This window comes from Amycolatopsis xylanica (genome assembly GCF_900107045.1).
Classification (GTDB): Bacteria; Actinomycetota; Actinomycetes; order Mycobacteriales; family Pseudonocardiaceae; genus Amycolatopsis; species Amycolatopsis xylanica.
The window spans coordinates 53,558-78,519 of sequence record NZ_FNON01000016.1; the positions used below are offsets into that span (position 1 = coordinate 53,558).

A 24,962-nucleotide genomic window follows, 5' to 3' on the forward strand; every position below is an offset into this window, starting at 1 on the left:
TCACTACACTGTTGGACTGTTTCGGGCGGTCTTTTGCGTTCTGCGGTACCGATGAGCGGACGTTTTCACCCAGCGGGAAAAGGTGAGTGTCCACTTAGGTCACCCGGACGTTCGGGCCATGTTGCCCCGGTGTGCCCACCCAGCACGCTAGCGTGGTGAACTGGCGGTGTCGACAAAACGGGGAGGAAGCGACGTGCGGCTGGTTCGTCTCGCGCCACAGCCGTCGCGGGTGGCCGAGGACATCCGCGCGGCACTGGCCTCGCTCGGGCGGGGCAGCACGGTCGTCGGCGGTATCGCGCTGGCCGGCATCAAACCGTTCGGCGACGAGCGGGTGGTCGACGCGTTCGTGGTGCTGCCACGGGGAATCCTGATGGTCATCGGCGTCGACCTGCCGGACCCGGCGCTCAAGCTGGAGGCACCGCTCGAAGGCGCGTGGCAGGCCGACGGCTGGCCCCTTGTCGGCGCCGAGAACGAGGTCAACCCGGCGACCAGGGCGCTCGCCATGGCGAAGGCGGTCGCCGTCCAGCTCGCCGAGGCCCACCCCGACGTGCCGACGCTGAGCACGGTGATCGCGGTCGGGCCGTACGTCGAGGCCGTCGACCAGCCCGCCGCCGATCTGGCCGGGCGCACGAGGGTGCTGCACCCGACGCCGACGAGCATGCACGCCGCGACGGTCTCGCTGGCCGACTCGCCGCGCGCGATGTCCGTCGGGCAGGCGCGCAGCGTGCTGAAGACGGTCGCGGCCAACACGCCGCGGCTGCCGGACGAAATGCTGCTCGGGGAAGGATTCGCCGAGCACGCCGACGAGCCGACCGTGGTGCACGTGAACCCGCTGATCGCGCTGAGCCCGACGGTGCCCGCCGCGCATCCCGGCAAGCAGCGGGTTTCGGTGGCTTCGGCGCCGCCGCCCGCTCCCCCGGCGCGGCAAGAGGCCAGACCACGGACGGTCGCTCCGCCGCCTGTGCGCCCTGCCGCTCCTGTCGCCCCGGCCGCGCCGGTTCCTCAGTCGGTTTCGTCGCCCGTTTCGCCGCCGGTTCCGCCGCCGGTGAAGCGGAGACCCTCGCTCGTCCGCTGGCTCCCGATCGGCGCGATCGGGATGCTGGCCGTGCTGCTGATCGCCGCGATCCTCGTCGCGAGCGGCGGCGGCGAGACCCCGCCGCCCCCGCAGGCGTCCCCGTCCCCCACGAAGAGCGTCGCGCCGCCGTCGAGCAGCCGCCCGATCGAAAGCCTGCAGTTCACCCCGCAGGACGCCGCCGCCGACCAGAAATGCGCGTCGCACGCGTTCGGCGATGTGCAGGCGAGCTTGGGCCGCACCAGTTGTACAGCGGTCAAGCGCGGCAGTTTCGCGGCGAACATCGACGGCAGGCAGGCGGCCGCGACCGTCGGCATCATCGAATTCCCCGACGCCCAGCAGGCGACCGACTTCAAGGCGGTCGCCGACACCCCCGGCGGCGGCGGGATACTCGACCTCGCCACCGAAACCGGGAAGTGGACCGGCGAAGCCCCGAAATTCGACGGCGCCGCCTACGCCAGCTCGCTCGACGGCACCTCGGTCCGCCTGGTCCAGGTCGCCTGGCTCCCCGGACCGTCCAAACCGGACGACCCCGCCCTCCAGCGCGCCGCCAAAGCCGCCCTGGACCTCCCCATCAACGTCTAAAAGCCCGAAAGCCACTTTCGTCAGGTGTGATAGCCCGAAAGCCACTTTTGTCAGATCGCATCTGACGAAAGCCACTTTCGGGCTTTGACGACGGCTGGGGAGGGTCAGAGGCCGTACTCCTCCAGGAGGCGGAGCCAGATCTCGCTCATGGTCGGGAAGGCGGGGACCGCGTGCCACAGGCGGTGCAGCGGGACCTCGCCGACGATCGCGATCGTGGCCGCGTGCAGGAGTTCGGCGACGTCCTGGCCCGCGAAGGTGACGCCGAGCAGCACCGAGCGCTCGGTGTCGACGACCATCGAGGCCTTGCCAGCGAAGTCGTCCGCGTGCAGTGACGAGCCCGCGACGGCGATGTCGATTTCGACCACGCGGTCCGGCTTGCCCTCGCGGGCCGAGGTGAGGCCGACCGAGGCGACCTCCGGGTCGGTGAAGATCACCTGGGGCACCGCGTGATGGTCGGCGGTCGCGGCGTACGCGCTCCACGGCTCCGGCTTGACCGCCTCGCCCCGCGCCAGTGCCGCGACGGCGTCACCTGCCGCACGGGCCGCGTATTTGCCCTGGTGGGTCACCGGGGCGCGGCCGGTGACGTCGCCGGCCGCGAACAGCCAGCCTCCGTCCACTTCGGACACTCGGCCCGCGTCGTCGACGGTCAGCGGCTTGCCCGGCGTCAGGCCGATCGACTCGACGCCGAGGTTCCCGGTGGCCGGACGGCGCCCGGTCGCGACGAGCAGCTTGTCGGCGATCAGCTCCACACCGCCGCGCAGTTCGAGCTTCGCGGCACCGTCCACTAGGGACGCACGCTCCAGCCCGGAGCCGGCGTGCACGGTGACACCGTCGGCACGGAGCCCGGCCGCGACGGCGTCGCCTGCGAACGCGGGCAGTTTCGGCAAGGGCCTTGCCCCGGTGAGGATGAGGTCGACCTTCGCGCCGAGCCGCGCCCACGCCTGCGCCATCTCGACGCCGACCACGCCGCCGCCGAGCACCGCGAGCCTGGCGGGCACCGCGCTCGCCGAAGTCGCTTCACGGGAACCCCACACGGGAATCTCGTCGAGCCCCGGGATCGGCGGGGTCACCGGGACACTGCCGGTGCAGACGATCACCGCGTGGCGCGCGACGAGCACCCGCTCGCCGACGGTGACCTCCTTGACGCCGGTGATCTTCCCCTCGCCGCGGATCGGCTCGATCCCCGCGCCGCTCGCCCAGTCGAACTGGCCGGTGTCGTCCCCTTTGGACGTGAACCAGTCGCGCCTGGCGAACACGGCCTCGGGGTCGAGCGCGTCACCCACCGGGACGCCTGGCAGGCGTTTCGCGGCCGCCAGCGCGTTTCCCGGACGTAGCAACGCCTTGCTCGGGATGCACGCCCAATAGGAACATTCACCGCCGAAACGTTCCTTTTCCACGAGCGCGGCGGTCAGCCCGCCACGCACCGCCCTGGCCGCCGCGTTCTCGCCGACGGGCCCCGCGCCGATCACCACTACGTCAAAAGTCTGTACGGACATGCTTTCAATCCACACCACCACGCACGTTCGCGCAACCCAGCGGTATCCTCGTGCGAGCTGGAGAACTCGGCGACGGCCGGTTGCAGCAGAGTCAGACTTCGATCGAGCATCCCGGGAGTTTTCGTGGCCCAGAACACTGCTGTGCATTTGCTGGACGACCTCAACGGCGAACCCGCCGAGGAAACGGTCAGCTTCGCCCTGGACGGGATCGAGTACGACATCGATCTTTCCGCCGAGAACGCCGGAAACCTACGCGAGATCTTCGACGCCTACGTGACGAACGGACGCCGCGTCGGTGGCCGCAAGCGCGCACCGCGGATCATCGCGCAGCCGAAGGCTTCGCGCCGGAAGGCGGCCCCGAAGGCCGCCGCGGCGGCGAAGACCGCGGTCGCGAAGAAGGCCGCCCCCGCGAAAGCCGCTCCGGTGAAGGCGGCCCCGAAGCGCGCCGCCGCCGCCAAGGCCGCACCGGTCAAGGCGACCGCCACGCGTGCCAAGACCACCAGGACGGCCAAGGCCGCACCGGCCGCCGCCGCCAAGAAGGCTGCCCCGGCGAAGGTCGCCGCCAAGCCCGCTGCCAAGACCGCGGTCAAGAAGGCACCGGCCGCCAAGCCCGCGGCCAAGGCGACCGCCGCCAAGCCTGCCGCCAAGGCCACCGCTAAACCCGCAGCCAAGACCGCGGCGAAGCCCGCCGCGCGCGCCGCCGCCACGAAGACCACCGCCGCCAAGACTCCCGCCGCGAAGACCGCTGCGGCCAAGGCTCCAGCCGCCAAGGCACCGGCCGCTACGACACCGGCTGCCAAAGCTCCCGCGAAGACCGCCGCCAAGCCCGCGGCCGCCAAGACGGTCGCGGCGGACAAGCCGGTGGCGGCGAAGACGACCCGCACGATCCGCAAGGCCCCGCCGGTCAAGTTCTCGGCCGCGCAGTAAGCCACACCCCGGGATAAAGCCCGCTTTATCCCGGCCAAAAGAGGGCCGCCCAGGGAAGTCAATGCTTCCCGGGCGGCCCTTTCGGCGTTCAGGGGTCGTGAGTGGTATGGCCGGTTCTAACCGGCGAAAACACTCACGACCCTTTCTGGCGGCCGTCCGCGTGCCAGTCCGGGAACCGGTACCGCGAGTCCAGCAACCGCCGCTGCCAGTCCCGTTCCTCGGCGCTGGGCGGCCGCGCGGCCAGCCCGTCGAACTGCCGGGCGGCCGCGACCCGCACCGCGGCCGCCGCCTCGGCGATGCCCGCCCGCAAGCCGTGCTCCGCCAACGAAGCGACCTGGCTGCGATGCGAATCCAACGGCTTCGGGTCCGGTGGCGGCCCGGTCAGATACCGCCCGACGCGCTCGGCCGCCGTGTGCACCAGCAGCGTCGAATGCGCGAGCAGGCCCGTCTTCGTGCGGAACACCGCGAACCCGCACAGCTTCGCCTCGCCGATGAACAGGCCGCGATCACCGAGCCGGGGCGGCAGCCCCAGCTCGGACACCGCGCCGCTCATCAGTTCACCGATGGCTTCCAGCGGGCGCTCACCCGCGTCGGGCAGCACCAGCGTGACGTTCAAATTCCCGTCATCGTGAAAAACCGTGCCGCCGCCGCTGGCCCGCCGCAGCACGGGAATGCCGTCCTGGGCGCAGACGTCCGTGCGCACCTCGCGATGCACCTTCTGCCCGCGCCCGACGACCACGCAAGCCGGGTTGCGCCAGATCCAGATCAGCGGCCCGGCGGGCGCGGCGCGCAGCAGGGCTTCGTCCAGCGCGAGGTTTTCGGCAGGATCCGAAGACCCCGCGCTGATGTCGCCCGCTGTCACAGTGCTTTGAGTTCCTCCACGATCTCGCCCACCGAAGACTTCGCGTCGCCGAAGAGCATGCTGGTCTTCGGATCGTAGAACAGGTCGTTGTCGATCCCGGCGAAGCCCGAGCTCATCGAGCGTTTCAGGACGATCACCGAGCGGCTGTGGTTGACCTTGAGGATCGGCATGCCGTAGATCGGCGAGCCTGGGTCGGTCTCGGCGGCCGGGTTCGTGACGTCGTTCGCGCCGATCACCAGCGCGACGTCGGTCTGGGCGAACTCGGAGTTGATCTCGTCCATTTCCTTGAGCTGCTCGTACGGCACGTCGGCCTCGGCCAGCAGCACGTTCATGTGCCCCGGCATGCGACCGGCCACCGGGTGGATCGCGTACGCGACCGTGATCCCCTTGGCTTCCAGCAGTTTCGCCATCTCGCGGACCTGGTGCTGCGCCTGCGCGACCGCCATGCCGTACCCGGGCACGACGACCACCTTGTTCGCGTAGGCCATCTGGATGGCCGTGTCGGACGCGCTGGTGCTGCGGACCGGGCGTTCCTCCGTGGACCGGTTGCTGGCGACCGACGAGCCGCCGCCGAACCCGCCCGCGACGATCGCCGGGATCGACCGGTTCATCGCCTTGGCCATCAGGTTGGTCAGGATCGAACCGGACGCGCCGACGATCATGCCCGCGACGATGAGCGCGGTGTTGTTCAGCGCGAGGCCCATCGCCGCCGCCGAAAGCCCGGTGAGGGCGTTGAGCAGCGAGATGACCACCGGCATGTCCGCGCCGCCGATCGGCAGCACCGAGGTGACACCCAGCACGCCCGCGGCGATCAGCAGGCCGAGGATCAGCAGTTCGCTGTCCCCGCCGAAGCCGATGGTGACCGCGCAGCCCAGCGCGACGAGCAGCAGCAGCGCGTTGATCGGCTGCTGTAGCTTGCCCAGGCTGATCGGGCGGCCGGAGATCAGCTCCTGCAGTTTCCCGAAGGCGATGTTCGAGCCCCAGAACGAAATGGAACCGACGATCGCCGAGAACAGCGACGCGATGGCCACGTACTTCGGCTCGTGCGCGTAACCGTCGGAGGACCGGAACTCGACCCAGGCGATGAGCGCGACCGCGCCGCCGCCCACGCCGTTGAAGAGCGCCACCATCTGCGGCATCGCGGTCATCTTGACCTTGCGGGCCGACGGGACGCCGACCACGGTGCCGATCGCGACACCCAGGATGATCAGGACCCAGTTGCTCATGCCCGGCGTCAGCAGCGTCGCGACCACCGCGATGCCCATGCCGACGGCGGCGATCCAGTTGCCGCGCACGGCCGTGCGCGGGCCGGTCAGGCCCATCAGGCCGTAGATGAACAAGGCGAAGGAGATGATGTAGAGGACAGCGATGAAACTCGTCATGAGTCGGCTCCCTCTTTCTTCTTGTCCTTGAACATCGAGAGCATCCGGTCGGTCACCAGAAACCCGCCGACCACGTTGATCGTGCCGAACGCGATGGCGATCACCAGCAGGATCTTGTTGAGCACGCCGTCAGCCGACAGGCCCAGCACGACCAGGCCGCCGAGCAGCACGATGCCGTGGATGGCGTTCGTGCCCGACATCAGCGGGGTGTGCAACGTGTTGGGCACCTTGGAGATCACCGTGAAACCCACGAATCCGGCCAGCACCAGGATGGCCAGGCTCTGCACCAGCATTACTCCGCTCCCTTCCCGGCCACGCAGGCACCGGCGACGATCTCGTCGGAGAAGTCGAGCGCGAGCTTGCCCTCCTTGTCGACGATGAGCTCCAGCAGTTCGGTCACGTTGCGCGCGTAGAGCTCGCTGGCGTGCGCGGGCATCTCGGCGGGCAGGTTGAGCGGGGAGGTGATGGTGACGTCGTACTCGACGACGTCCTCGCCCGGCTTGGTGAGCTCGCAGTTGCCGCCGGACTCACCCGCGAGGTCGACCACGACCGCGCCGGCGGGCATGCCCTTGACCGCTTCGGCCGTGACGAGCGTCGGCGCCTTGCGGCCGGGCACCAGCGCGGTGGTGATCACGACGTCGAACTTCGTGATCGCGTCGGTGAGCCTGCGCTGCTGCTCGGCTCGCTCCTCCTCGGTGAGCTCGCGGGCGTACCCGCCTTCACCGGAAGCCTCGATGCCGAGTTCCAGGAACTTCGCGCCGAGTGACTTGACCTGCTCGCCGACCTCGGGCCGCACGTCGTAGCCGGTGGTCTGCGCGCCGAGCCGTTTCGCGGTCGCCAGCGCCTGCAGCCCGGCGACACCGGCGCCCAGCACGAGCACCTTCGCGGGCGGGACGGTGCCCGCCGCGGTGGTGAGCATCGGGAAGAACCGCGGCAATTTCTCGGCGGCGAGAAGAACCGCGCGATAACCCGCGACACCGCTTTGCGACGAAAGCGCGTCCATCGCCTGCGCGCGGGAAATACGGGGAATGGCTTCGACGGCGAACGCGCGCACTCCCGCCTTTTCCAGCGCGGTGATGCCGTCCGGATCGGACCTGGGATTCAGGAATCCGATCAGGAGCGTTCCGGTCTTGAGTTTCGCGACCTCGTCCGCGGTCGGCGGCGCGACCTTGAGCACGATGTCCGCGCCCCAGGCGTCACCGATGACGGCGCCTGCTTCTTCGAAGACGGAATCGGCGAGATAGGCGCCTTCACCGGCCCCGGATTCGACGACGATCCGCAAGCCTCTCTTCGTGAGGCGTTCGATCAGTTTGGGCACGAGCGAGACCCGGCGTTCACCGGACCTGGACTCCTTCACGACGCCGACCGTGAGCTGCTCGGTTTCGGCCACTCCGCGACCTCCTCGGCACTGAAGATCTGCCCCGATGGGCGCGATCACCGGGAGTTTGTACCACGGTCACGGGGTGCTTCCCACGTTCGAAGGTCCCTGTTCATCGGCTCGAGACCCCTAAATCTGAGGTCAGGGAGCCCCTGTTGACCGGTCAAGAGATGCTGGTTACGAACTCCGCCAGTGGGGAACACCCAGGAAGATCAGCCGAAGCCGCTTCTCGGCGACCGTTTTGATCGCCTGATCGGTGTCCTTGTCGCGCGTGCGGGCCTCGAGCAGGTCGAGGACGGTCGCGAGCATCGCGGTGACGATCAGGTCCGCCATCATGTGCAGGTCGTCGGAGTTCCACTCGCGCAGGTTTTCGAGCCGGACGAGGTCGATGGCGAGCTCGCTGGAGAACAGCTTCAGCTCGACCGCGATCGCGCGGGCGACCTGCTCGTTGCCGCCGTAGCGCTCGCGGGTGAGGAAGCGGAAGTGGTCCTCGTGCGCGCGCACGTGCTCGTAGAGCGTGTGGACGGACGCCCGGATCATCTCGCTGGGCTGGGTCGGCCTGGTGCGGGCCTCGCGGATCATGCCGCGCAGCGTGCGCATCGACTGCTCCACCAGTGTGACGCCGAGTTCTTCCATCGAAGAGAAATGGCGGTAGAAGGCGGTCGGCACGATGCCCGCGCGTTTCGCGACCTCACGCAGGCTGAGCGCGTCGAAACTGCGGACGGCCAGCAGTTCCCACGCCGCGTCCAGCAGGGACTGACGCGTGCGCTGCTTGCGCTCCTGGCGGCTCACCGGCTCGGTCACGGTGTTCACGGTATCGACCACATCACAGCTCCTTCCAGTTGACAGCGCGGTTGTCACGCGGTGCACTATTCAGTGTACGACTGTTCACTGACTTTGAGGAGTGAAGCATGCCAGCGCTCAAGACGCTCGCTTCGGTGGCCGAGGCGCTGCTCACCCCGCACGGCATGGACCGCTACCTCGAGCTCGTCAACCCGATGCTGGTCCGCCGCGAGATCCGCGGCGAGATCCGCGAGGTCAGGCGGCAGACCGCCGACACCGTGACGCTCGTGATCCGCCCCAGCCGGGCGTGGCGCGGCTTCACGGCCGGGCAGTACGTGCGGATCACGGTCGACATCGACGGGGTGCGGCGCACCCGCTGCTACTCCCCCGCGTGTTCAGAGCACACCCGTGGCCTGCTCGAACTCACCATCAAGCGAGACGGGCTCGTTTCCGGCTTCCTGCACGACACCGCGCGGCCCGGCATGACGCTCGGACTGTCCGAACCGGACGGTGCGTTCACCCTGCCGTCGCCGCGTCCGCCGCGGATCGTGCTGATCAGCGGCGGCAGCGGGATCACGCCGGTGCGGTCGATGTTCCAGACGCTGCGCGACGAGGGTTACGCGGGTGAACTCGCGTTCCTGCACTACGCGAACGACGCCGGCGACGTCCTCTACGCGGGCGAGCACACGATGCTCGCGTACACCGGCGGCTCCGGCGCCGACCTGCACGGCTTCTTCTCGCTGGAGCACCTGGAGAAGGCCGCGCCGTGGTTCCGGGACGCCGAAACGTTCCTGTGCGGCCCCAAGCCGCTCATGGACTCGGTCCGTGAGGTGTATGCCGAGGAAGGCTTGAGTGAACACCTGCACACCGAGGAGTTCACCCCGCCGACGCTGGTGTTCGACACCGCGTCCGCCGAAGGCCAGGTGCGGTTCGCCCACAGCGGCAAGGAGTTCGCGAACTCCGGCAAGCCGCTGCTGGAGCAGGCCGAGGAGGCCGGGCTGAGCCCGGAGCACGGATGTCGCATGGGGATCTGCTTCTCGTGCACGAAGGTCAAGACGTCCGGCTGCGTGCGCAACGCGAAAACGGGCGAGCTTTCCGAAGAAGAGAACGAAGAAATCCAGCTGTGCGTTTCCGTCCCCGTCGGGGACGTCGAGATCAACGCTTAAGGAGACTTTCCATGACCGGCTTGCAAGACCGGCTCACCCCGGCACAGGTCGAGGAATTCGGCGCCGAATTGGACGCCGTCCGCCAGCGCGTCGTCGCCTCGCTCGGCCAGGAGGACGTCGATTACATCCACAATGTCATCAAGGCCCAGCGTTCACTGGAGATCACCGGCCGCGCGCTGCTTTTCGCGGGTTTCTTCCCGCCGGCGTGGTTCGCGGGGGTCGCGGCGCTTTCGGTGTCGAAGATCCTGGACAACATGGAGATCGGCCACAACGTCATGCACGGCCAGTACGACTGGACGCGTGACCCGGCGCTGAGCTCGCAGCAGTTCGAATGGGACACCGTCGCGCCCGCCGAGAACTGGCGGCATTCGCACAACTACATCCACCACACGTACACGAACATCCTCGACAAGGACCGCGACATCGGTTACGGCATCCTGCGGATGGACCCGGCGCAGAAATGGCACCCGTACTACCTGGGCAACCCGGTGTACGCGGTGATGCTGGCGGTCCTGTTCCAGTGGGGCGTGATGCTGCACGACCTCGAGTTCGACCGGATCGTCAAGGGCGAGCGCAGCTGGGCCGACACCAAGGAGGTCTCCGGCCGCATGGTCCGCAAGGCCGCGCGCCAGGTCGGCAAGGACTACGTGCTGTTCCCGCTGCTCACCGGCCCGCTGGCGCCGCTGACGTTCCTCGGCAACGCCACCGCGAACCTGGTACGCAACCTGTGGTCGTTCTCGATCATCTTCTGCGGCCACTTCCCGGCCGACGTCGAGAGCTTCACCGAGGAGGAGACCGAGTCCGAGACGCGCGGGCAGTGGTACCTGCGGCAGATCCTCGGGTCGGCGAACATCACCGGCGGGAAGCTGTTCCACATCATGAGCGGCAACCTGTCCCACCAGATCGAGCACCACCTGTTCCCGGACATCCCCGCGCGCCGCTACCCGGAGATCGCGGCCGAGGTGCGCGCGATCTGCGAGAAGTACGGCCTGCCGTACAACACCGGTCCCCTGCACAAGCAGCTGCTCTCGGTCGCCCGCAAGATCGTCAAGCTGGCTTTGCCGGGCGGGGAGCCGCCGCGGACCAGTACCGTGGAGTCCGGCAGCACACTCCGAGCGGCTTAGGAAACGATATGGTCGGCCAGTTCGAGAGCACCAAGGACACGATCCAGGAGATCACCGAGTCGGCGGCCACGCACATCGGCCGCATAGCGACGATCATCACCGGCGCGGTCCGCGACGTCGCCCGCGAAACCGGCGACTGGATCACCGACGTCATCGAGATGCGCGAGGCCTCCACCCGCGCCCGCAACGACACCACCCCCGAAAAACTCGACCCCTGACCCCCGCCCCGCCGGTACGGGAGCGGCAAACACGCGTACGGGAACAGCAAAGACCCGTGCGCGAGCGGCAAAGACGCATGCGGGACGGGCAAGTTGATCTTGGTCGGGAGTTTGCCGGTCCCGTACGCGAGTTTGCTCGTCCCGTACGCGAGTTTGCGGTTCGCGTACGGGACTTTGCGGTTCGTGTACGGGGATGGGCGGGCGATGCCGGGCGTGTCGTCCGTCCAGGTACGCGTGTCGTCCGTCTATGGTCGCGTGTCGTCTGGCTGGGTACGGGGGTCGACTTGCGGGGGCGGGTGCCGGTCCTTCGGGTGGGTTGGGGGATAACCCGGTGGGCGGGAGGTGGGGCGGGGAGGCAGGGTGGGGGTGTGAAGCGGGTGCATCCTGGGGTTCGGCTGGTCGTGGGGGAGATCGGGCGGCGGCGGTTCGGGGCCGAGCTGGGGTGGGTGCTGGTCGGGGTTCCGCTGGCCGCCGTGTGCCTGGTGCTGGTGGTCGCGGGGCTGGCCGTCGGGGTGGTGGTCTCGCCGCTGTTCGTGGGGTTGCTGCTGCTCTCGGGTGTGCTGGGGTTCGTGCGGGCGCTGGGTGGGGTGCATCGGCGGCTCGCGGGCAGGTTGCTGGGTGTGAAGGTGGGGGTGCCCGCCTCACGGCCGATGGAGCCGGGGTTCGGGAAGTGGTTCAAGGCGCGGATCGGGGATCCGATCGCGTGGCGGGCCGTCGCTTACCTGGTGTTGCGGGTGCCGGTGGCGGCGGGGGAACTGCTGGTGACCGCGTGGATGGTGGTGGGCGGGGTCGCGACCGTCCTCTACCCGTTCTTCTGGCACACCACGGGCGGGCGGGAGATGCCGATGTTCGGCATCCGCACCGACACGTGGCTGCTGAGCTTCCCGCTCGCGTTGCTCGGGGTGGGCCTCCTGATCGCGCTGCCGTGGGTGATCCGGCTGATGGTCGGGGTGGACAAGCTGCTGGTACGCGGGCTGCTCGGGCCCAAAACACTGAGCGAACGGGTGCGGGACCTGGAGGTCAGCCGGGCCGCGGCCGTCGAGGACGCCGATGTGAAGCTGCGGCGGATCGAGCGGGATCTGCACGACGGGGCGCAGGCGCAGCTGGTCGCGCTCGCGATGAAGCTCGGGATCGCCAAGGACGAGCTGGACGGGGCCAGCCCCGATGTCGCCCAGCTGCGGCAGCTGGTCACCACCGCGCACGCCAACGCCAAGCAGGCCCTGATCGAACTGCGCGACCTCGCCAGGGGCATCCACCCGCCCGCGCTCGACGCCGGGCTGGACGTCGCTCTGTCCACTTTGGTCACCACGATCGGGGTGGACGTCGAGCTGGACGTCGACGTCGGCACGCGGCCACCGCCGTCGCTGGAGACGATCGCCTACTTCACTGCGGCCGAGCTGCTCACCAACGCGGCCAAGCACGCCCCCGACGGCATACATCTGCAGGTCAGGGCCACCGACGCGCTCGAAGTCACCGTCTCGGACCAAGGGCCGGGCGGCGCCAGGATCACCCCCGGCGGCGGGCTGGCCGGGATCGTCGAACGGCTGCGCGTCGTCGATGGCGCGCTGGACGTCTCGAGTCCGCCCGGCGGGCCGACCATTGTGACCGCATCGATCCCCCTGACTGGCTAAGGTGGTGCTGTCACCAAGGGGGTACGGCAGTGCGGGTCGTGATCGCGGAGGACTCGACCATCCTCCGCCAGGGTCTCGTCGAGCTGCTCACCCTGCGCGGCCATGAGGTCGTCGCCGCCGTCAAGGACGCCGCCGCACTGGAGGCGGCTGTCAAGGCGCACGCGCCCGATGTGTCCATTGTGGATATCCGGATGCCGCCGACGCACACCGACGAGGGCCTGCGCGCCGCCATCGCGCTCCGCAAAGAGCAGCCGGGACAGGCCATCCTGCTGTTCTCCCAGTACGTCGAAACCCGGTACGCCGCCGAACTGCTCGCCGACCGGGCGGGCGGGGTCGGCTATCTGCTGAAGGACCGCGTCGCCGAGGTCTCGGACTTCCTCGACGCGCTCAAAAGGGTCGCCGACGGCGAGACGGTGCTCGATCCCGAGGTCGTCAGCCAGCTCTTTTCAGCCACGCGTAAAACCGGAGAACTCGACAGATTGACGACAAGGGAACGCGAAGTTCTCGATCTGATGGCCGAGGGCCGGTCGAACGCGGCCATCTGCGCCAAGCTGTTCCTCTCCGCGGGATCCGTCGAAAAGCACGTGACCAGTATTTTCGGCAAACTGGGGCTGCACCAGTCCGAGGGGGACAATCGCCGCGTGCTCGCGGTGCTGAAGTACCTCCAGGCCTGAAAACTGTGCCAAAATCACCGCGCACTGTCCTGCTGGGGAGAAGCGAAATGCGCATCCAGGCGTTGGGCCCGATCGAGCTCAGAGCGGGCGAGCGCACAATCCCGCTCGGCGGCCCGAAGCCGAAGGCGCTGCTCGCCGCCCTGCTCCTGCAGCCCCGGCAGGTCGTCTCCGTCGAACGGCTGATCGCGCTCATCTGGGACGACGCGCCGCCGCGCTCGGCCACCGCGCTGGTCCACACCTACATCTCCCAGCTCAGGCGCGCTTTCGGCGAGGCGGGCACGGCCGAGGCGCTGGTCACGCGCCCGCCCGGCTACCTGCTCGACGTGACCGCGGACGACTGCGACCTCGAAGCGTTCGAGCAGCTCATCGACAAGGCCAGGCAAGCCGAGCGCCGCGAGAACCACGCGGAGGCGCACGAGCGCTATGAGCAGGCGCTGCGGCTCTGGCGCGGCCCGGCGTTCGGCGGCGTCGACACCGCGTTCGCCCGTGCCGGCGCGGACGCGCTCGAAGAGGACCGGCTCGGCGCCACCGAAGGCCGCGCCCGCTGCCTGCTCGAACTCGGTCGCGGCGCCGAGGTCACCGCGAGCCTCACCCAGCTGGTCGCCGCCAACCCGCTGCGCGAGGAGGCGCGCGGGCTCCTGATGCGCGCGCTGTACGAAAGCGGCAGGCACGCCGACGCGCTCGCCGTGTACCGCGACGGCCGCCGCCATCTGCAGGACGAGCTGGGCATGGAGCCCGGCGAGAAGCTCAGGACCCTGCACACCGAGATCCTCAACGGCACGCTGGCCGTCAAGAAGCCGGTCGCGCGCCCGGACGTTCCGGCGCCACGCCAGCAGGACGAGTACGTGGTCCCCCGGCACCTGCCGCCGGACATCGGCGATTTCACCGGTCGCGCCGAACATCTCGGCGACGTGCTCCGGCTGGCTGGACAGTCCTCTATGGACACCCGCACCGCGACACCGACGGTCGTGATCTCCGGCTTCGGCGGTGCCGGGAAGTCCGCGCTCGCCGTGCACGCGGCGCATCTGCTGCGCGGCGACTATCCGGACGGCCAGCTCTTCGCCGACCTGCGCGGCTCCGAGCGCGACCTCGAAGCGCAGGAGGTGCTCGGGCGCTTCCTCGGCGCGCTCGGCATCAGCGGCAGCGATCTGCCGGACACCCTCGACGACCGTGTCGACCTCTACCGCCGCAAGGTCGCGGGCCGCCGTCTCGTGATCGTGCTGGACAACGCGCGTGGCGAGCACCAGGTCCGGCGGCTGCTGCCCGGCGACCCGCACTGCCTGGTGATCATCACCAGCCGCTCGCGGCTGACCGGGCTCGAAGGCATCGCGCCGATCGAGCTGGACTTCTTCTCCACCGAAGCCGCGGTCGACATGCTGCGCAAGATCATCGGCCCGGCACGGGTCGCGGCCGAACCCGAGGCGGCGCACACGATCGTCTCGCTCTGCGGCGGGGTCCCGCTGGCGATCAGGGCCGCGGCGGCGAAGCTGCTCGCCCGGCCGCACTGGCCGTTGCGCGCGCTCGCGTCGCGGCTGTCCGACGAGCGCCGCAGGCTGGACGAGCTGGCCGTCGGTGACCTGGCGATCCGGTCGAGCCTGCGGCTGAACTACGCCGAGCTGGACGAACGGCATCGCCGCGCGTTCCACCTGCTCGCGTTGCTCGACCTGCCCGACTTCGGGCTGTGGCTGGCCGCGCCGCTGCTGGAGGTCTCGCTCGAAGACGCCGAGGACATCGTCGAACGGCTCGTCGACCTGCGGCTGCTCGACGTGGTCGGCATCGATCCGCTCGGCCGTGTGCGGTACCGCTTCCATGACCTCGTCCAGCTCTTCGGCGCCGAGCAGGCCGAAACCGAGCCGCCGGAGCTGGTCGCGGCCGCGTTGAGCCGCGCGCTCGCCACGTGGATGGCGCTCGTCGAAGCCGGCGCGAAGCGGCTGCCGCGCGTGACGCTCGGGCTCCGGCCGAAGATCGAGACCGCGGTCGTCACCGATCCCCGACTCATCGAAGAAGCCGAGCAGAACCCGACGGAATGGCTGAAATCGGAGACCGCGGCCGTGGTCCGCGCGGTCGAGCGCGCGCACGAGCTCGGCATCGACGAGGTCACCACCACGTTGATCACCGCGCTGCTCTCCTCGCCGTTCGCCGCGCGCAACGAGTTCGACGGCTGGCAGCGCACGCACGAGGTCGCGCTCGCCGCCGCGCGGAAGTCCGGCGACCTGCGGTCCGAGGCCGCCGTGCTGGCCGGGCTCGGGCAGCTGTTCTACGAGAAGGACGATTTCGCGACCGCGCTCGAGCATTTCCAGCTGGCGAAGCGGCACGCGGTGACCGTCGGCGACGACGCGACGCTGGCCGTCGCGCTGGTCGGAATCGGCACCGTGCGGCGGGATCTGGCGCAGTTCGGGCAGGCGCTCGAAGACCTGGGCGAGGCGGCCGGGCTCGCCGAGCGTATCGGCGACGACACGGTGCTCGCGGCCGCGCGCTACGGCGCCGGGGCGATCAGCCGCGATCACGGCGAGCTGGCCGCGGCCGCCGGGTCGTTCGAGGTGTGCGTGGCCCTGTACCGCGAGCTCGGCGACCGGCGCGGCGAGGCGCTCGCGTTGCGCGCGCTGAGCCTGTGTCACCGCGCGAACGGCAAGCTCGGCGAGGCCGTCGATCTCAGCAGGGAAGCCGAAATCATCCTGCGCGACGTCGGCGACGCGCTCGGCGCCGCCTACGCGCGGCAGTCGCTCGCGAAGGCCCGCATCCGGCAACGCGAGGTCGACGGCGTCGCCGAGCTGCTCGATTCGTGCCTGGAAGTCTGCGCGCAGCACCGCGACCGGTTCGGCGTCGCGCTGATGACCAGGACCGCGGGCGAGCTGGCGCTGGCGCGCGGCGAACTCGACCGCGCGAGTGAGCTGCTGACCGTCGCGCTCGGCCAGTGGACCGAACTCGATCTTCCGCTGTGGCGCGCGCGGACCTTGCGCGATCTCGCCGCCGCGGTGGAGGATGGCCGGACGCTGTGGCAGGAGGCGTTGGAGCTGTTCGCCGCGACCGGGGGCCGCGAGCTCGCCGAGCTGGCCGCGCACACCCCGCTGACCTGGCGAAACAGCGTGTCTATAGCGAACTTATAGGTGACCCCTGACTCTCTGGAGGGGATCTCTGGCGGCGTCGGCCAAGCTTGGCTCATCGAACGAGGTGAGCAGAAGCGAGGGGAACATGGTCACCACCGCGCCGGACAAGTCACTGCTGAGGTTGGGACGGCAGACGACCCGCGACGAGATCATCGCGCGGGCGGCGAGCTGGTTGCGGCCCTCGGTTCCCTATAGCCGGGACGCGTTCCACGAGAACGAGCACGGCGCCTACCGGGCCGACTGCGCCGGCTACATCTCGATGGCGTGGGGAATCCCCGGCGGCTTGGACACCGCGGGGCTGTCCAAGGCCGGGTACGAGATCGCCAAGGCGGAGCTGGCGCCGGGTGACGCGCTGCTGCGCCAAGACGGCACGATCCTTTTCGGCGCGTGGGCGAACCGGCGCCGGACCAGGTTCTGGGGGTACGAGCAGGTGGACGGCCAGGGCACGGTGCTGCACCTGGTCGACTACACGCATGGCCGGAAGGCGTTGGCGTACAAGCCTTTCCGGTACATCAGGACGAGGTGACACGGGTCGCCGGCGCACAAGGGGGTCGGTCAACGGGGGTTGACCGTCCGCGCCGGACTGGGGGCCCAAGGACTCGTGGGGGCATCGCCGGTTGGGGCCGGCGATGCCCCCACGACTCTGGCCTGATGGCCGATATGTGTCAGAATCGAGCCATGGAGCGTCATCGGGTGGCCGTGCTCGTCCGGCACGGGATGCTGCCCATCGAACTGGGCATCGTGCACCGCCTGTTCAGCCAGGCGAAGATCGGCGGCGAGCGGCTGTACGACGTCCTGACCTGCGCGGTCACCCCCGGCCCGATCCGGACGGACACCGACATCACGATCACCGTCCCGCACGGGCCCGAGGTGCTGGCGACCGCGGACACGGTGGTCGTCCCCGCCTCGCACGACGACGACGAGCCTCGCTACTACGGCCAGCTCGGGCCCGCGCTAGCCGCCGCGCTCGCGCGGATCCGGCCGGGCACGCGGATCGCGTCGATCTGCACCGGCGCGTTCGTGCTGGCCTCGGCCGGACTGCTCGACGGGCGCCGCGCGACCACGCACTGGCGGTCGGCCGACGACTTCCGCGCGCTGTTCCCGGCCGTGAAGCTCGACCCCGACGTGCTCTACACCGACGAGGGCGACGTGTTGACCTCGGCGGGCGTGGCGTCGGGCATCGACCTCTGCCTGCACATGATCCGCCGCGACCATGGTTCGGCGGTCGCCAACGACGTCGCGCGCGGGACGGTCGTCTCCCCGCACCGCGAGGGCGGGCAGGCCCAGTTCATCCGGCGCCCGGTGCCCGAACCCCAGTTCGCGACCACCGGGAACGCGCGGGCGTGGGCGCTCGAGCAGCTGCACCGGCCGCTGACGCTGAAGGAGCTGGCCGCGCGGCAGTCGATGAGCACGCGGACGTTCACCCGCCGCTTCCGCGAGGAGGTGGGCGTCTCGCCGCTGCAATGGCTTACGCAGCAACGGATCGAGCGCGCCCGGCAGCTGCTGGAGCAGACGGACCTGCCGGTGGACCGGATCGCGGCCGACTCGGGTTTCGGAACGGCGGCGTCGCTGCGCCAGCACCTCCAATCAACGCTCGGGGTCTCCCCCAGCGCCTACCGCAGCACCTTCCGAGCCAGCTGACCAGGCCATTGAAAGCCCGAAAGCCACTTTCGTCAGATGCGATCTGACGAAAGTGGCTTTCGGGCTATCACACCTGACGAAAGTGGCTTTCGGGGTTCGGGGAGGGGTGGGTCAGGTGAGGGTCCAGGTGACCGTGTCGGTGAAGGTTTGGCCTGCTCGGGTTCCTGTCACCGTGAGGACGTTGGGGCCGGGCTTCAGGGTGATCGGCCAGGTGAAGATGTGGTCGGCCGAGGTCTTTGTGGACACCGGGGTTCCGTTGAGGGACAAGGAGACCGAGTCCGCGGTGCCGTAGACCTTGACCGTCGTGGACGCGGCCGTGCGCTGGGTCCAGCGGCGGCTCGTCAGGTAGACGAAGGGCGTGTTCGTCCAGTTCGCCTTGTACCAGTAGAAGGAGTCCTTGCGGATCGAGCGGTCGTACGTGACGAGGCCCTTGTCGTTGCGGCCCAGGGTGTCGCCCTCGGAGCGGCTGTCGACGCCGAAGTCGAACATGTTCCAGACGAAGGTGCCCCAGAGGAACGGCCGCGTGGAGATCTGCTTCCAGTGGTTCTCGTGCAGGATGTTCTGGTACTCCTCGGGGTGCCAGCGCGAGGTGGTCACCGGCGGCGCCGGGTTCTCCTCGTGCTGGATCACGCTGGCGCCCGCGCCGTACTCGCTCAGGCCGATCTCGCGGGCGGGATCCTTGGCGTGCAAGGCGTCCGCCCACGCGCCGGGGCCGGTGGCGGACTTGTTGTACCAGCCGTAGTAGCGGTTGTAGCCGCTCACGTCGGCGTGCGACGACAACGCGTCGGTGTCGCCCTGGTTGGTGGCGTAGGTCGAGAAGCGGCCGGAGTCCTCGGCTTTGACCTGCTTGGCGAGCAGGTCGAGGATGTCGTTGGTGACCGCGTCGTTGGTGCGCTGCTCGTTGCCGATGCCCCAGAAGGCGATCGACGGGTGGTTGAAGTTCTGCCGGATCAGCTCGTACATCTGCTGCTGGGCGTTGGCGCGGAAAGCGGCCGAGTCGGTCACCTTGTCCACCAGCGGGATTTCCGCCCAGACCACGTATCCGCGCTGGTCGGCGAGGTCGTAGACCTGCTGCGCCTGCTGGTAGTGCGCGGTGCGCAGCGCGTTGACGCCCATCTCGTCCATCAGGTCGAAGTCCTGGACGTGCTGCGACGGCGGCACGGCCCAGCCCTGGTCGAGACGGTCCTGGTGCGCGTTCACGCCGTGCAGCGCAAGATGCTTGCCGTTCAACGAGAAGCCGGCAGCCGGGTCCACAGTGGACGAGCGGAGGCCGAGCGGCTGGGTGACCACATCGGCCACGCGCGTGCCATCGAGCACCTCGACGCTCACCTTGTACAGGTACGGGTCTTCCTTGCCCTGCCAGCGATGCGGGTTCCGGATGGTCAGCCGCTGCACCTGCTCGAACCCGGTCGCCGCCGCCACCGCGCGCGACGCGGTCGTGTTCTCCGTGACCACCGTCCCGGCCGCGTCACGCACCACCGTGTGCAGGCGGACGTTCTTCGACGCCGCGAAGTTGTTCCACGCCTTGGTGGTGACGTCGATGTCGGCCGACGCGGCCGTCACCGCGCGTTGCCGCACGTAGACACCCGGGCCGCCATAGTCGCCCAGCCGCACCGACAGCGGGTCGACCGCGAGCAGCGAGACGTCACGGTAGATGCCGCCGTAGAACGTGAAGTCCGCCTGCAGCGGCGCGATGTCGGCGTTCGCGGCGTTGCTGACCTTGACCGCGAGCACGTTGTCCTGGCCGAGGCGCACCGCCGCGGTCGCGTCGAAGCGGAACCCGGCGAAACCGCCCTTGTGCTGCCCGAGCTTGGTCCCGTTGACCCACACGTCACTGACCGAGTTGACCCCGTCGAACTGCAGCCACAGCTTCTTGCCCGCCAGCCCGGCGGACGGCGTGAAGTGCTTCCGGTACCAGCCGACGCCGCGGTAGTAGTTGCTCCCGCCGTCCTGGCCGTCCTGCGCGTTCCACGTGTGCGGGACGCTGGTCGCGGTCCACGCCGAGTCGTTGAAACCGGGCGTCTCCGCACCGGCGACGTCGCTGCGGACGAACCGCCAGCCGGCGTCGAGAGTCGTCTGTTGGCGCACTTCGGTCACCGCGTGCACGGCGGGCACGAAGGCGAAGCTCGTCGCCGCGAGGATCAGGGATAGGCCGAGCAGGCGAAACCGGGCCACAACACCACCTCATAATTCATGGATGTGAACGCTGGCTGGCGGGCCGAACGCACGCTAGCGACGGTCTCACCCGGGCGTCAACGTCCGAAGGTCGTACGGTGGCAGTCATGTACTCCGTCGAGATCGAGGTGCGCACCGGCAACCGCGCCGTGGTGCACGACCTGACCAGGGACGCCGAGCGGTTCCTCACCGAGGCCGACGCCGAGGACGGCCTGCTGCACGTCTGGGTCCCGCACGCGACGGCCGGGCTGGCGATCCTCGAGACCGGCGCGGGCAGCGACGACGATCTGCTCACCGCGCTCGACAGCTTGCTCCCCCGCGACGAGCGCTGGCGGCACCAGCACGGCAGCGCCGGCCACGGCCGTGACCACGTGCTGCCCGCGCTGATCCCGCCGTACGCCACCGTCCCCGTGCTCGGCGGGGTGCTGGCGCTGGGCACCTGGCAGTCGATCTGCCTAGTGGACACCAACCTCGACAACCCCGTGCGCCGCGTGCGGTTCAGCCTGCTTGCCGGGTAGCAGCAGCACGAGCACACCCGCCGCCAGCATCCCGGTCAGCACCCACACGCCGGTCATCACGTCCGGCGCGTCCGGCGCGCCCTGCAGCAGGCTCCGCAGGCCCTCGGCCGAGAACCGGAACGGCGTCCACGACCACAGCAGCGTGCGGTAGGCCGGGTTCAGCAGCTCCGGGACCTGACCGGCGACGGCGGGCGCGACCAGGTACAGCGGGCCGAGGATCGCCATCGCGCGGATGCCCAGCAGCCGCAGCAGGCCCGCCTGCAGCGCCGCGAACGCCGTCGCGGCAAGGAAAACGAAGCCGAGCACGTCCCAGCCGAGTGGCAGCGACGAGTCCCACAGCTTCAGGAACCCCGCGAGCACACCGGTCAGCAGGACACCGGAGCCGAGCGCCTGCGCGAACCGCGCACCCGGCCCCGGCCTGCCGCGCAGCGTCAGCAGCGCACCTGCCGCGAGCGCGCCGACCCACGCGAGCGCGCTCAACGCCAGCGGCGCCGTGCGGCCCGCCGCACTGGCCGGATGCAGCGTTTCCACCTTGACCGCGCCGGTCAACGCCTGCGCCGCGCCGGTCAGCGCCTGCTGCGCGACCTGCGCGCCCGACGGGTTCACCGCGCCGGAGACCATGACGGTCGCCTGGCCGCCAGTGAGGTCGAGCAGGCCGTAGACCTCCTTGTCCTCCAGCAGCCGCCGCCCCTCAGGAGGCGTCGTGACGCGCCACGCGAGCGCGTCGCCGCCATGCGCGGCCAGCTTCTCGGCCATCGGGCCGGTGACGGCCACCGGGACGTGGTCCGGTGCCACGGTCGCCTGGGCACCGAACGTGAGGAACCCCAGCACCACGGCCACCAGCGCGCCGGCGAGCGCCGCCGGCAGCGGGAGTCGACCGGTCATCGCAGCCTCCATTTATTCGTCGCTTGATGAATTAATCGAGCGCAACAGTAGCCCGCGCGCACCATGAAATCAACACACGTTGAATAAGAGCGGCCGGGTAACGTCGGTCACGTGATTACTCCGCACCGGCTGGTGCTCTGGGACATCGATCAGACGCTCGTCGACCTCAGCGGCGTCGGCGCGCAGTGGTACCGGACCGCGCTGTCCGCGGCGACCGGCGTCGAACTGCGGGAACAGCCGTACTTCGCTGGCCAGACCGAACGGGCCATCACCACCGACATCCTCACCCGGCACGGCATCGACGTGACCGAGGACACGATCGCCAAAATGTGGGCCTCGCTGATCGACATCTCGGAGCGCGCACTGCCGACGCTGACCCAGCTCGGCCGCGCGCTCCCCGGCGCGGCGGCCGCACTGTCCACTGTGGCCGGTCTGGGCGGGATCGTGCAGTCGCTGGTCACCGGGAACCTGCCGGAGATCTCGCGGCACAAGCTGTCCGCGTTCGGCCTGCACGCGCACGTCGACTTCGAAATCGGTGGCTACGGCTCACTTTCCGCGCATCGGCCCGATCTCGTGCCGCACGCGGTCGCGGCGGCGAGCGCCAAGCACGGCATCGAGTTCGCGTACTCGTCGGTGGTCGTCGTCGGCGACACCCCGAACGACGTGGCGGCCGCGCTGGACCACGGCGCGGTGGCCGTCGCGGTCGCGACGGGAAAGTACACGGCGGACGAACTGCGCGATGCGGGCGCCCACACCGTGTTGGTTGATCTCGCGGACACGAACGCGGTTCACAGCGCGCTGCTCGGCACGGTGGTTTGAGCCGGTTTAAGCTGCCCGCATGTCGAACCCAGGGGGCCAGGGCTGGCCGAATCAGCCCCAGCAGCCCTACGAGCAGGGCTTTCCGCAAGCGTACGACCAGCAGTACCAACAGCCGTTCGGCCAGACGCAGCAGTACCAGCTCGAGTCGCCGCAGGGTTTCGGCGGCTACCCGCCGCCGGAGCCGCCCAAGAAGAAGACCGGGCTCTGGATCGCCGCCGTCGCGCTGGTCATCGTCATCGCGGTGGGCATCACCTTGCTGTTCGTGTTGACCAGCAAGGACGAGCAGCAGGCCGCGCCGCCGCCCCCGACGTCGGCGCCCGCGCCGTCCTCGCCGTCCGCGAGCGGTGTGCCGGAGGACAACAAGACCGAGTCGACCACGCCTGGCTGGCAGGGCCTCAAGTCCATTAAGGACGGAGCGGCCTACGACATCCCCTCGGGCTTCGACACCAAGCCCGGCCGCACCGCCGGGTACGACGACGGCCCGACCAAGGTCGTCATGCACGAGTCGATGGTCTACAAAGCGGGCGCCTGCCCCGAATCGCGGGGCTCCAACCGCGGCAGGCTCGGCTTCGTCACCGTCGACCAGATGGCTCCGGAAGAGGCCGCGATGAAGGCGGCCAAGGCGTGGGCCATCGCGGGCAGCACCGAGAAGGACACCCAGCCGCCCCAGATCGCCGACCCGCCGGTCAGCCAGCTGCCGATCGCGGGCGGCACGATCCAGGCCAGCAGCGCGACGGTCACGTTCACCTCGCCCGAATCGGAGGAGTGCCGCGCGCCGAACGTGCTGGTGGTCTCGGCCGCGTTCAAGAACGGCGACAAGACCACGTGCTTCCTGATCACCGTCGACCAGGGCACGCCCGACTCGCTGCCCGCCGAGGACGCCAAGAAGATCGTCGCGAGCCTGAGGCCGCTGAAGTGACCGCCTGGCCGCCCGAGGAGCCGTTGTGCTTCGTCGACCCGCTCACCGGGCGGCCGCTGCCCCCTGCCCCGGACACGGAACCGTTGCCGGTGGCGCCGCCGGTCGAGATCCCGGCGCCGTACCGCCCGATACTCGACAACCCGTTGCGCGTGGGGCTTTCCGTCGCGGGCGGGCTCACGATGCTGTCGTTCTTGCTGGTCGTGGTCATGCTCGGCGGGTCAACCCAGCAGGCCGCTCCCCCGCCGCGCCCGGTGCCAGCCGAACCGGCGCGGCCGCAGGTGGTGCCGTCGATCATCGGCTGGCGGCCCGTGACGGCCGAGGACAACCCGTTCGTCTACGACGTGCCGCCGGACTGGGCCGTCGAGGACGCGGGCATGGTGCTCGCGCTGGAGGACCCGAACGGCAACCCGCTCTCGCTGCACGGCGTCGCGCACTATCAGAACGGCTTCTGCGCCGAGCAGGACATCTCGTCGCGGGCGCAGACCGGGTTCAGCACGATCGGCAGCGACGAGGTCCGCAGCCCGCGTGACGCCGCGCGCGAGTCGGCTCTGCAATGGGCGGACGCCGCGTTCAGCTCGTCGGACGGGATGCTCCGGCCCGAGGTGACGCTCTCGGATCCGCGCTCCGTGCGCGTGTTCGCGAGTTCGGTCGAGGCCACGGAGATCACCGCGACCATCCACCCGGCGGAACCTTCCCCTTGTGGCGCGCCGAGCGCGACCATCACGGCGGTCGCGCTGCCGCTGGCCACCGACCCCGCGTCCGGGCACTATTCGGTGCACATGATCCTGGCCGACCAAGAGGTTTCGAACGCGTTGCCGCACGCCGTCTCGGACGAGATCATCTCGACGATCCGGCCGACTACCTAGGCGGGACCGTGGTGGTGCGGTTCGACGGCGGCACCCAGCGGTAGCTCTTGAGGATCTGCAGCGCCTGCTCACGGCTCACGGTGTCGTCCGAGTAGACGGCCATGACCGCGCACTTCGGGTTCCCGTTCTCACCCGAGGCGATCGAGATCGCGCCGACGTAGGCCTTGGCCGGTTCGCACTCGCCCGGCTCGGGCGTCACCTCGATCATCGTGATGACACCTGTCCGGGTTTTGCCGTGCTCGAAGGGAATCTGGGTCTCCTGCGAGGGCTCGATCTCGAGTTTCGCGTTGCCGTACACGTGCTTGGCGAGTTCGGTGGCGATCTTCACCGAGGCGTCCGGCGCCTTGGAGGTGGCGACGCCGGTGCCGCCGCGCGGACGGTCACGGTCGCTCTCGCAGTAACCCTTGCCGTGGAAGGCGGGACGGGCGAGCCGCAGCACCGGGCCGCGGCCGTCGGCCTGCCAGTTGCGCATGGTCTCCGGCTTGGGCGTCCAGTCCGGCGGGACGTCGTAGGCGTACGAGCCGTCGCGCCCGGCGACCGACTGCCAGCCGGGCACCACGGCGGGCACGACGACGGACGGCGGGCGCGAGTACGGGACCCGGGCGTTGCGCGACTCGGTGTGCGTGGTTTCGCTCGGCGAAAACAGGCGAAACCCGACGTATCCGACAGCGCCGAGCAGAATGACGGCGGCGAGAAGCAGCGAGATCTTCAGCCGCTTCCCGCCCACCGTCATT

Annotated in this window: 23 protein-coding genes; 14 read left to right on the forward strand and 9 right to left on the reverse strand. The window is 69.7% G+C overall.

All coding sequences use genetic code 11. The features are described from left to right. Positions 1–193: 193 nt before the first annotated feature. A complete protein-coding gene (locus BLV57_RS41445; protein WP_091299954.1) occupies positions 194–1,657 on the forward strand; it encodes a hypothetical protein in 1,464 nt (487 codons plus the stop codon). 104 nt (positions 1,658–1,761) lie between these two features. Here the strand turns inward: BLV57_RS41445 and BLV57_RS41450 are convergent, their stop codons facing one another. Further along, complete coding sequence (locus tag BLV57_RS41450) at positions 1,762–3,153, reverse strand: dihydrolipoyl dehydrogenase family protein (protein WP_091299956.1); 1,392 nt, start codon at positions 3,151–3,153, stop codon at positions 1,762–1,764. A 123-nt stretch (positions 3,154–3,276) separates the two neighbouring features. Here BLV57_RS41450 and BLV57_RS41455 point away from each other — a divergent pair, with 123 nt between their 5' ends. Continuing rightward, the gene (locus tag BLV57_RS41455) at positions 3,277–4,080 is read left to right on the forward strand and encodes a histone-like nucleoid-structuring protein Lsr2 (RefSeq protein WP_245757741.1); all 804 of its coding nucleotides are present in this window, start codon (positions 3,277–3,279) and stop codon (positions 4,078–4,080) included. Between the two features lie 133 nt (positions 4,081–4,213). Here the strand turns inward: BLV57_RS41455 and BLV57_RS41460 are convergent, their stop codons facing one another. The 5 genes from BLV57_RS41460 to BLV57_RS41480 form a co-directional block, all read right to left on the reverse strand. Beyond that, positions 4,214–4,942, reverse strand: coding sequence for a lipoate--protein ligase family protein (locus BLV57_RS41460; protein WP_091299960.1), 729 nt, complete (start codon positions 4,940–4,942; stop codon positions 4,214–4,216). Further along, positions 4,939–6,324: an NAD(P)(+) transhydrogenase (Re/Si-specific) subunit beta gene (locus BLV57_RS41465; protein WP_091299963.1), complete on the reverse strand. Its 1,386-nt coding sequence runs from the start codon at positions 6,322–6,324 to the stop codon at positions 4,939–4,941. Before BLV57_RS41465 ends, BLV57_RS41460 begins: the two co-directional genes overlap by 4 nt. Beyond that, positions 6,321–6,617: an NAD(P) transhydrogenase subunit alpha part 2 gene (locus BLV57_RS41470; RefSeq protein WP_091299966.1), complete on the reverse strand. Its 297-nt coding sequence runs from the start codon at positions 6,615–6,617 to the stop codon at positions 6,321–6,323. Before BLV57_RS41470 ends, BLV57_RS41465 begins: the two co-directional genes overlap by 4 nt. After that, entirely contained in the window at positions 6,617–7,714 is a 1,098-nt protein-coding gene (locus tag BLV57_RS41475; RefSeq protein ID WP_091299968.1) for a Re/Si-specific NAD(P)(+) transhydrogenase subunit alpha, read from the reverse strand. Before BLV57_RS41475 ends, BLV57_RS41470 begins: the two co-directional genes overlap by 1 nt. A gap of 165 nt (positions 7,715–7,879) precedes the next feature. Then, positions 7,880–8,506: a TetR family transcriptional regulator gene (locus BLV57_RS41480; protein WP_245757742.1), complete on the reverse strand. Its 627-nt coding sequence runs from the start codon at positions 8,504–8,506 to the stop codon at positions 7,880–7,882. 107 nt (positions 8,507–8,613) lie between these two features. Here BLV57_RS41480 and BLV57_RS41485 point away from each other — a divergent pair, with 107 nt between their 5' ends. The 8 genes from BLV57_RS41485 to BLV57_RS41520 all read left to right on the forward strand — a co-directional run bounded on the left by BLV57_RS41485 (position 8,614) and on the right by BLV57_RS41520 (position 18,046). Next, positions 8,614–9,651, forward strand: a complete 1,038-nt coding sequence (locus BLV57_RS41485) for a ferredoxin reductase (protein ID WP_091299970.1) — start codon at positions 8,614–8,616, stop codon at positions 9,649–9,651. Between the two features lie 11 nt (positions 9,652–9,662). Next, a complete protein-coding gene (locus BLV57_RS41490) occupies positions 9,663–10,775 on the forward strand; it encodes a fatty acid desaturase family protein (protein ID WP_091299972.1) in 1,113 nt (370 codons plus the stop codon). An 8-nt stretch (positions 10,776–10,783) separates the two neighbouring features. After that, positions 10,784–10,993, forward strand: a complete 210-nt coding sequence (locus BLV57_RS41495; protein WP_091299974.1) for a hypothetical protein — start codon at positions 10,784–10,786, stop codon at positions 10,991–10,993. 368 nt (positions 10,994–11,361) lie between these two features. Beyond that, positions 11,362–12,624: a sensor histidine kinase gene (locus tag BLV57_RS41500; protein WP_245757743.1), complete on the forward strand. Its 1,263-nt coding sequence runs from the start codon at positions 11,362–11,364 to the stop codon at positions 12,622–12,624. Between the two features lie 29 nt (positions 12,625–12,653). Next, positions 12,654–13,298, forward strand: coding sequence for a response regulator transcription factor (locus tag BLV57_RS41505; RefSeq protein ID WP_091299977.1), 645 nt, complete (start codon positions 12,654–12,656; stop codon positions 13,296–13,298). 47 nt (positions 13,299–13,345) lie between these two features. Then, the gene (locus BLV57_RS41510) at positions 13,346–16,405 is read left to right on the forward strand and encodes an AfsR/SARP family transcriptional regulator (RefSeq protein WP_091299980.1); all 3,060 of its coding nucleotides are present in this window, start codon (positions 13,346–13,348) and stop codon (positions 16,403–16,405) included. Between the two features lie 85 nt (positions 16,406–16,490). Then, positions 16,491–16,931 carry a hypothetical protein gene (locus BLV57_RS41515; protein WP_091299982.1) on the forward strand — a complete coding sequence of 147 codons (441 nt, stop codon included), beginning with the start codon at positions 16,491–16,493 and terminating at the stop codon, positions 16,929–16,931. Positions 16,932–17,056: 125 nt separating this feature from the next. Continuing rightward, positions 17,057–18,046, forward strand: coding sequence for a GlxA family transcriptional regulator (locus tag BLV57_RS41520; protein WP_091299985.1), 990 nt, complete (start codon positions 17,057–17,059; stop codon positions 18,044–18,046). A 111-nt stretch (positions 18,047–18,157) separates the two neighbouring features. On the opposite strand, the gene BLV57_RS41525 is transcribed toward BLV57_RS41520, so the two are convergent. Next, entirely contained in the window at positions 18,158–20,221 is a 2,064-nt protein-coding gene (locus BLV57_RS41525; RefSeq protein WP_218134997.1) for a glycoside hydrolase family 2 protein, read from the reverse strand. Between the two features lie 107 nt (positions 20,222–20,328). Here BLV57_RS41525 and BLV57_RS41530 point away from each other — a divergent pair, with 107 nt between their 5' ends. Beyond that, positions 20,329–20,739 carry a secondary thiamine-phosphate synthase enzyme YjbQ gene (locus BLV57_RS41530; RefSeq protein WP_091299988.1) on the forward strand — a complete coding sequence of 137 codons (411 nt, stop codon included), beginning with the start codon at positions 20,329–20,331 and terminating at the stop codon, positions 20,737–20,739. Here the strand turns inward: BLV57_RS41530 and BLV57_RS41535 are convergent. After that, on the reverse strand, positions 20,677–21,624 hold the full coding sequence (locus BLV57_RS41535) for a YhgE/Pip domain-containing protein (RefSeq protein ID WP_176969047.1): 948 nt from the start codon (positions 21,622–21,624) through the stop codon (positions 20,677–20,679). The two genes, BLV57_RS41530 and BLV57_RS41535, sit on opposite strands and share 63 nt — an antisense overlap. A 114-nt stretch (positions 21,625–21,738) precedes the next feature. On the opposite strand from BLV57_RS41535, the gene BLV57_RS41540 reads away from it, so the two are divergent. The 3 genes from BLV57_RS41540 to BLV57_RS41550 are packed head-to-tail and all read left to right on the forward strand — an operon-like array spanning position 21,739 to position 24,228. Then, complete coding sequence (locus BLV57_RS41540) at positions 21,739–22,443, forward strand: haloacid dehalogenase-like hydrolase (RefSeq protein WP_176969051.1); 705 nt, start codon at positions 21,739–21,741, stop codon at positions 22,441–22,443. Between the two features lie 19 nt (positions 22,444–22,462). Then, the gene (locus tag BLV57_RS41545) at positions 22,463–23,362 is read left to right on the forward strand and encodes a DUF8017 domain-containing protein (protein WP_091299994.1); all 900 of its coding nucleotides are present in this window, start codon (positions 22,463–22,465) and stop codon (positions 23,360–23,362) included. Beyond that, the gene (locus BLV57_RS41550) at positions 23,359–24,228 is read left to right on the forward strand and encodes a DUF8017 domain-containing protein (RefSeq protein WP_091299997.1); all 870 of its coding nucleotides are present in this window, start codon (positions 23,359–23,361) and stop codon (positions 24,226–24,228) included. The genes BLV57_RS41545 and BLV57_RS41550 overlap by 4 nt, the downstream gene beginning before the upstream one ends. Here BLV57_RS41550 and BLV57_RS41555 read toward each other — a convergent pair. Next, positions 24,221–24,961 carry a DUF8017 domain-containing protein gene (locus BLV57_RS41555; RefSeq protein WP_143047301.1) on the reverse strand — a complete coding sequence of 247 codons (741 nt, stop codon included), beginning with the start codon at positions 24,959–24,961 and terminating at the stop codon, positions 24,221–24,223. The two genes, BLV57_RS41550 and BLV57_RS41555, sit on opposite strands and share 8 nt — an antisense overlap. Position 24,962 lies beyond the last annotated feature (1 nt).

What these genes read in the sequence shown, in the direction of transcription:
- BLV57_RS41545 (WP_091299994.1), top strand. Translation starts at nt 22,463, where the DNA reads ATGTCGAACCCAGGGGGCCAGGGCTGGCCGAATCAGCCCCAGCAGCCC.
- BLV57_RS41520 (WP_091299985.1), top strand. Translation starts at nt 17,057, where the DNA reads ATGGCCGATATGTGTCAGAATCGAGCCATGGAGCGTCATCGGGTGGCC.
- BLV57_RS41470 (WP_091299966.1), bottom strand. Translation starts at nt 6,617, where the DNA reads ATGCTGGTGCAGAGCCTGGCCATCCTGGTGCTGGCCGGATTCGTGGGT.
- BLV57_RS41450 (WP_091299956.1), bottom strand. Translation starts at nt 3,153, where the DNA reads ATGTCCGTACAGACTTTTGACGTAGTGGTGATCGGCGCGGGGCCCGTC.
- BLV57_RS41485 (WP_091299970.1), top strand. Translation starts at nt 8,614, where the DNA reads ATGCCAGCGCTCAAGACGCTCGCTTCGGTGGCCGAGGCGCTGCTCACC.
- BLV57_RS41510 (WP_091299980.1), top strand. Translation starts at nt 13,346, where the DNA reads ATGCGCATCCAGGCGTTGGGCCCGATCGAGCTCAGAGCGGGCGAGCGC.
- BLV57_RS41465 (WP_091299963.1), bottom strand. Translation starts at nt 6,324, where the DNA reads ATGACGAGTTTCATCGCTGTCCTCTACATCATCTCCTTCGCCTTGTTC.
- BLV57_RS41495 (WP_091299974.1), top strand. Translation starts at nt 10,784, where the DNA reads ATGGTCGGCCAGTTCGAGAGCACCAAGGACACGATCCAGGAGATCACC.
- BLV57_RS41535 (WP_176969047.1), bottom strand. Translation starts at nt 21,624, where the DNA reads ATGACCGGTCGACTCCCGCTGCCGGCGGCGCTCGCCGGCGCGCTGGTG.
- BLV57_RS41555 (WP_143047301.1), bottom strand. Translation starts at nt 24,961, where the DNA reads ATGACGGTGGGCGGGAAGCGGCTGAAGATCTCGCTGCTTCTCGCCGCC.
- BLV57_RS41490 (WP_091299972.1), top strand. Translation starts at nt 9,663, where the DNA reads ATGACCGGCTTGCAAGACCGGCTCACCCCGGCACAGGTCGAGGAATTC.
- BLV57_RS41530 (WP_091299988.1), top strand. Translation starts at nt 20,329, where the DNA reads ATGTACTCCGTCGAGATCGAGGTGCGCACCGGCAACCGCGCCGTGGTG.
- BLV57_RS41515 (WP_091299982.1), top strand. Translation starts at nt 16,491, where the DNA reads ATGGTCACCACCGCGCCGGACAAGTCACTGCTGAGGTTGGGACGGCAG.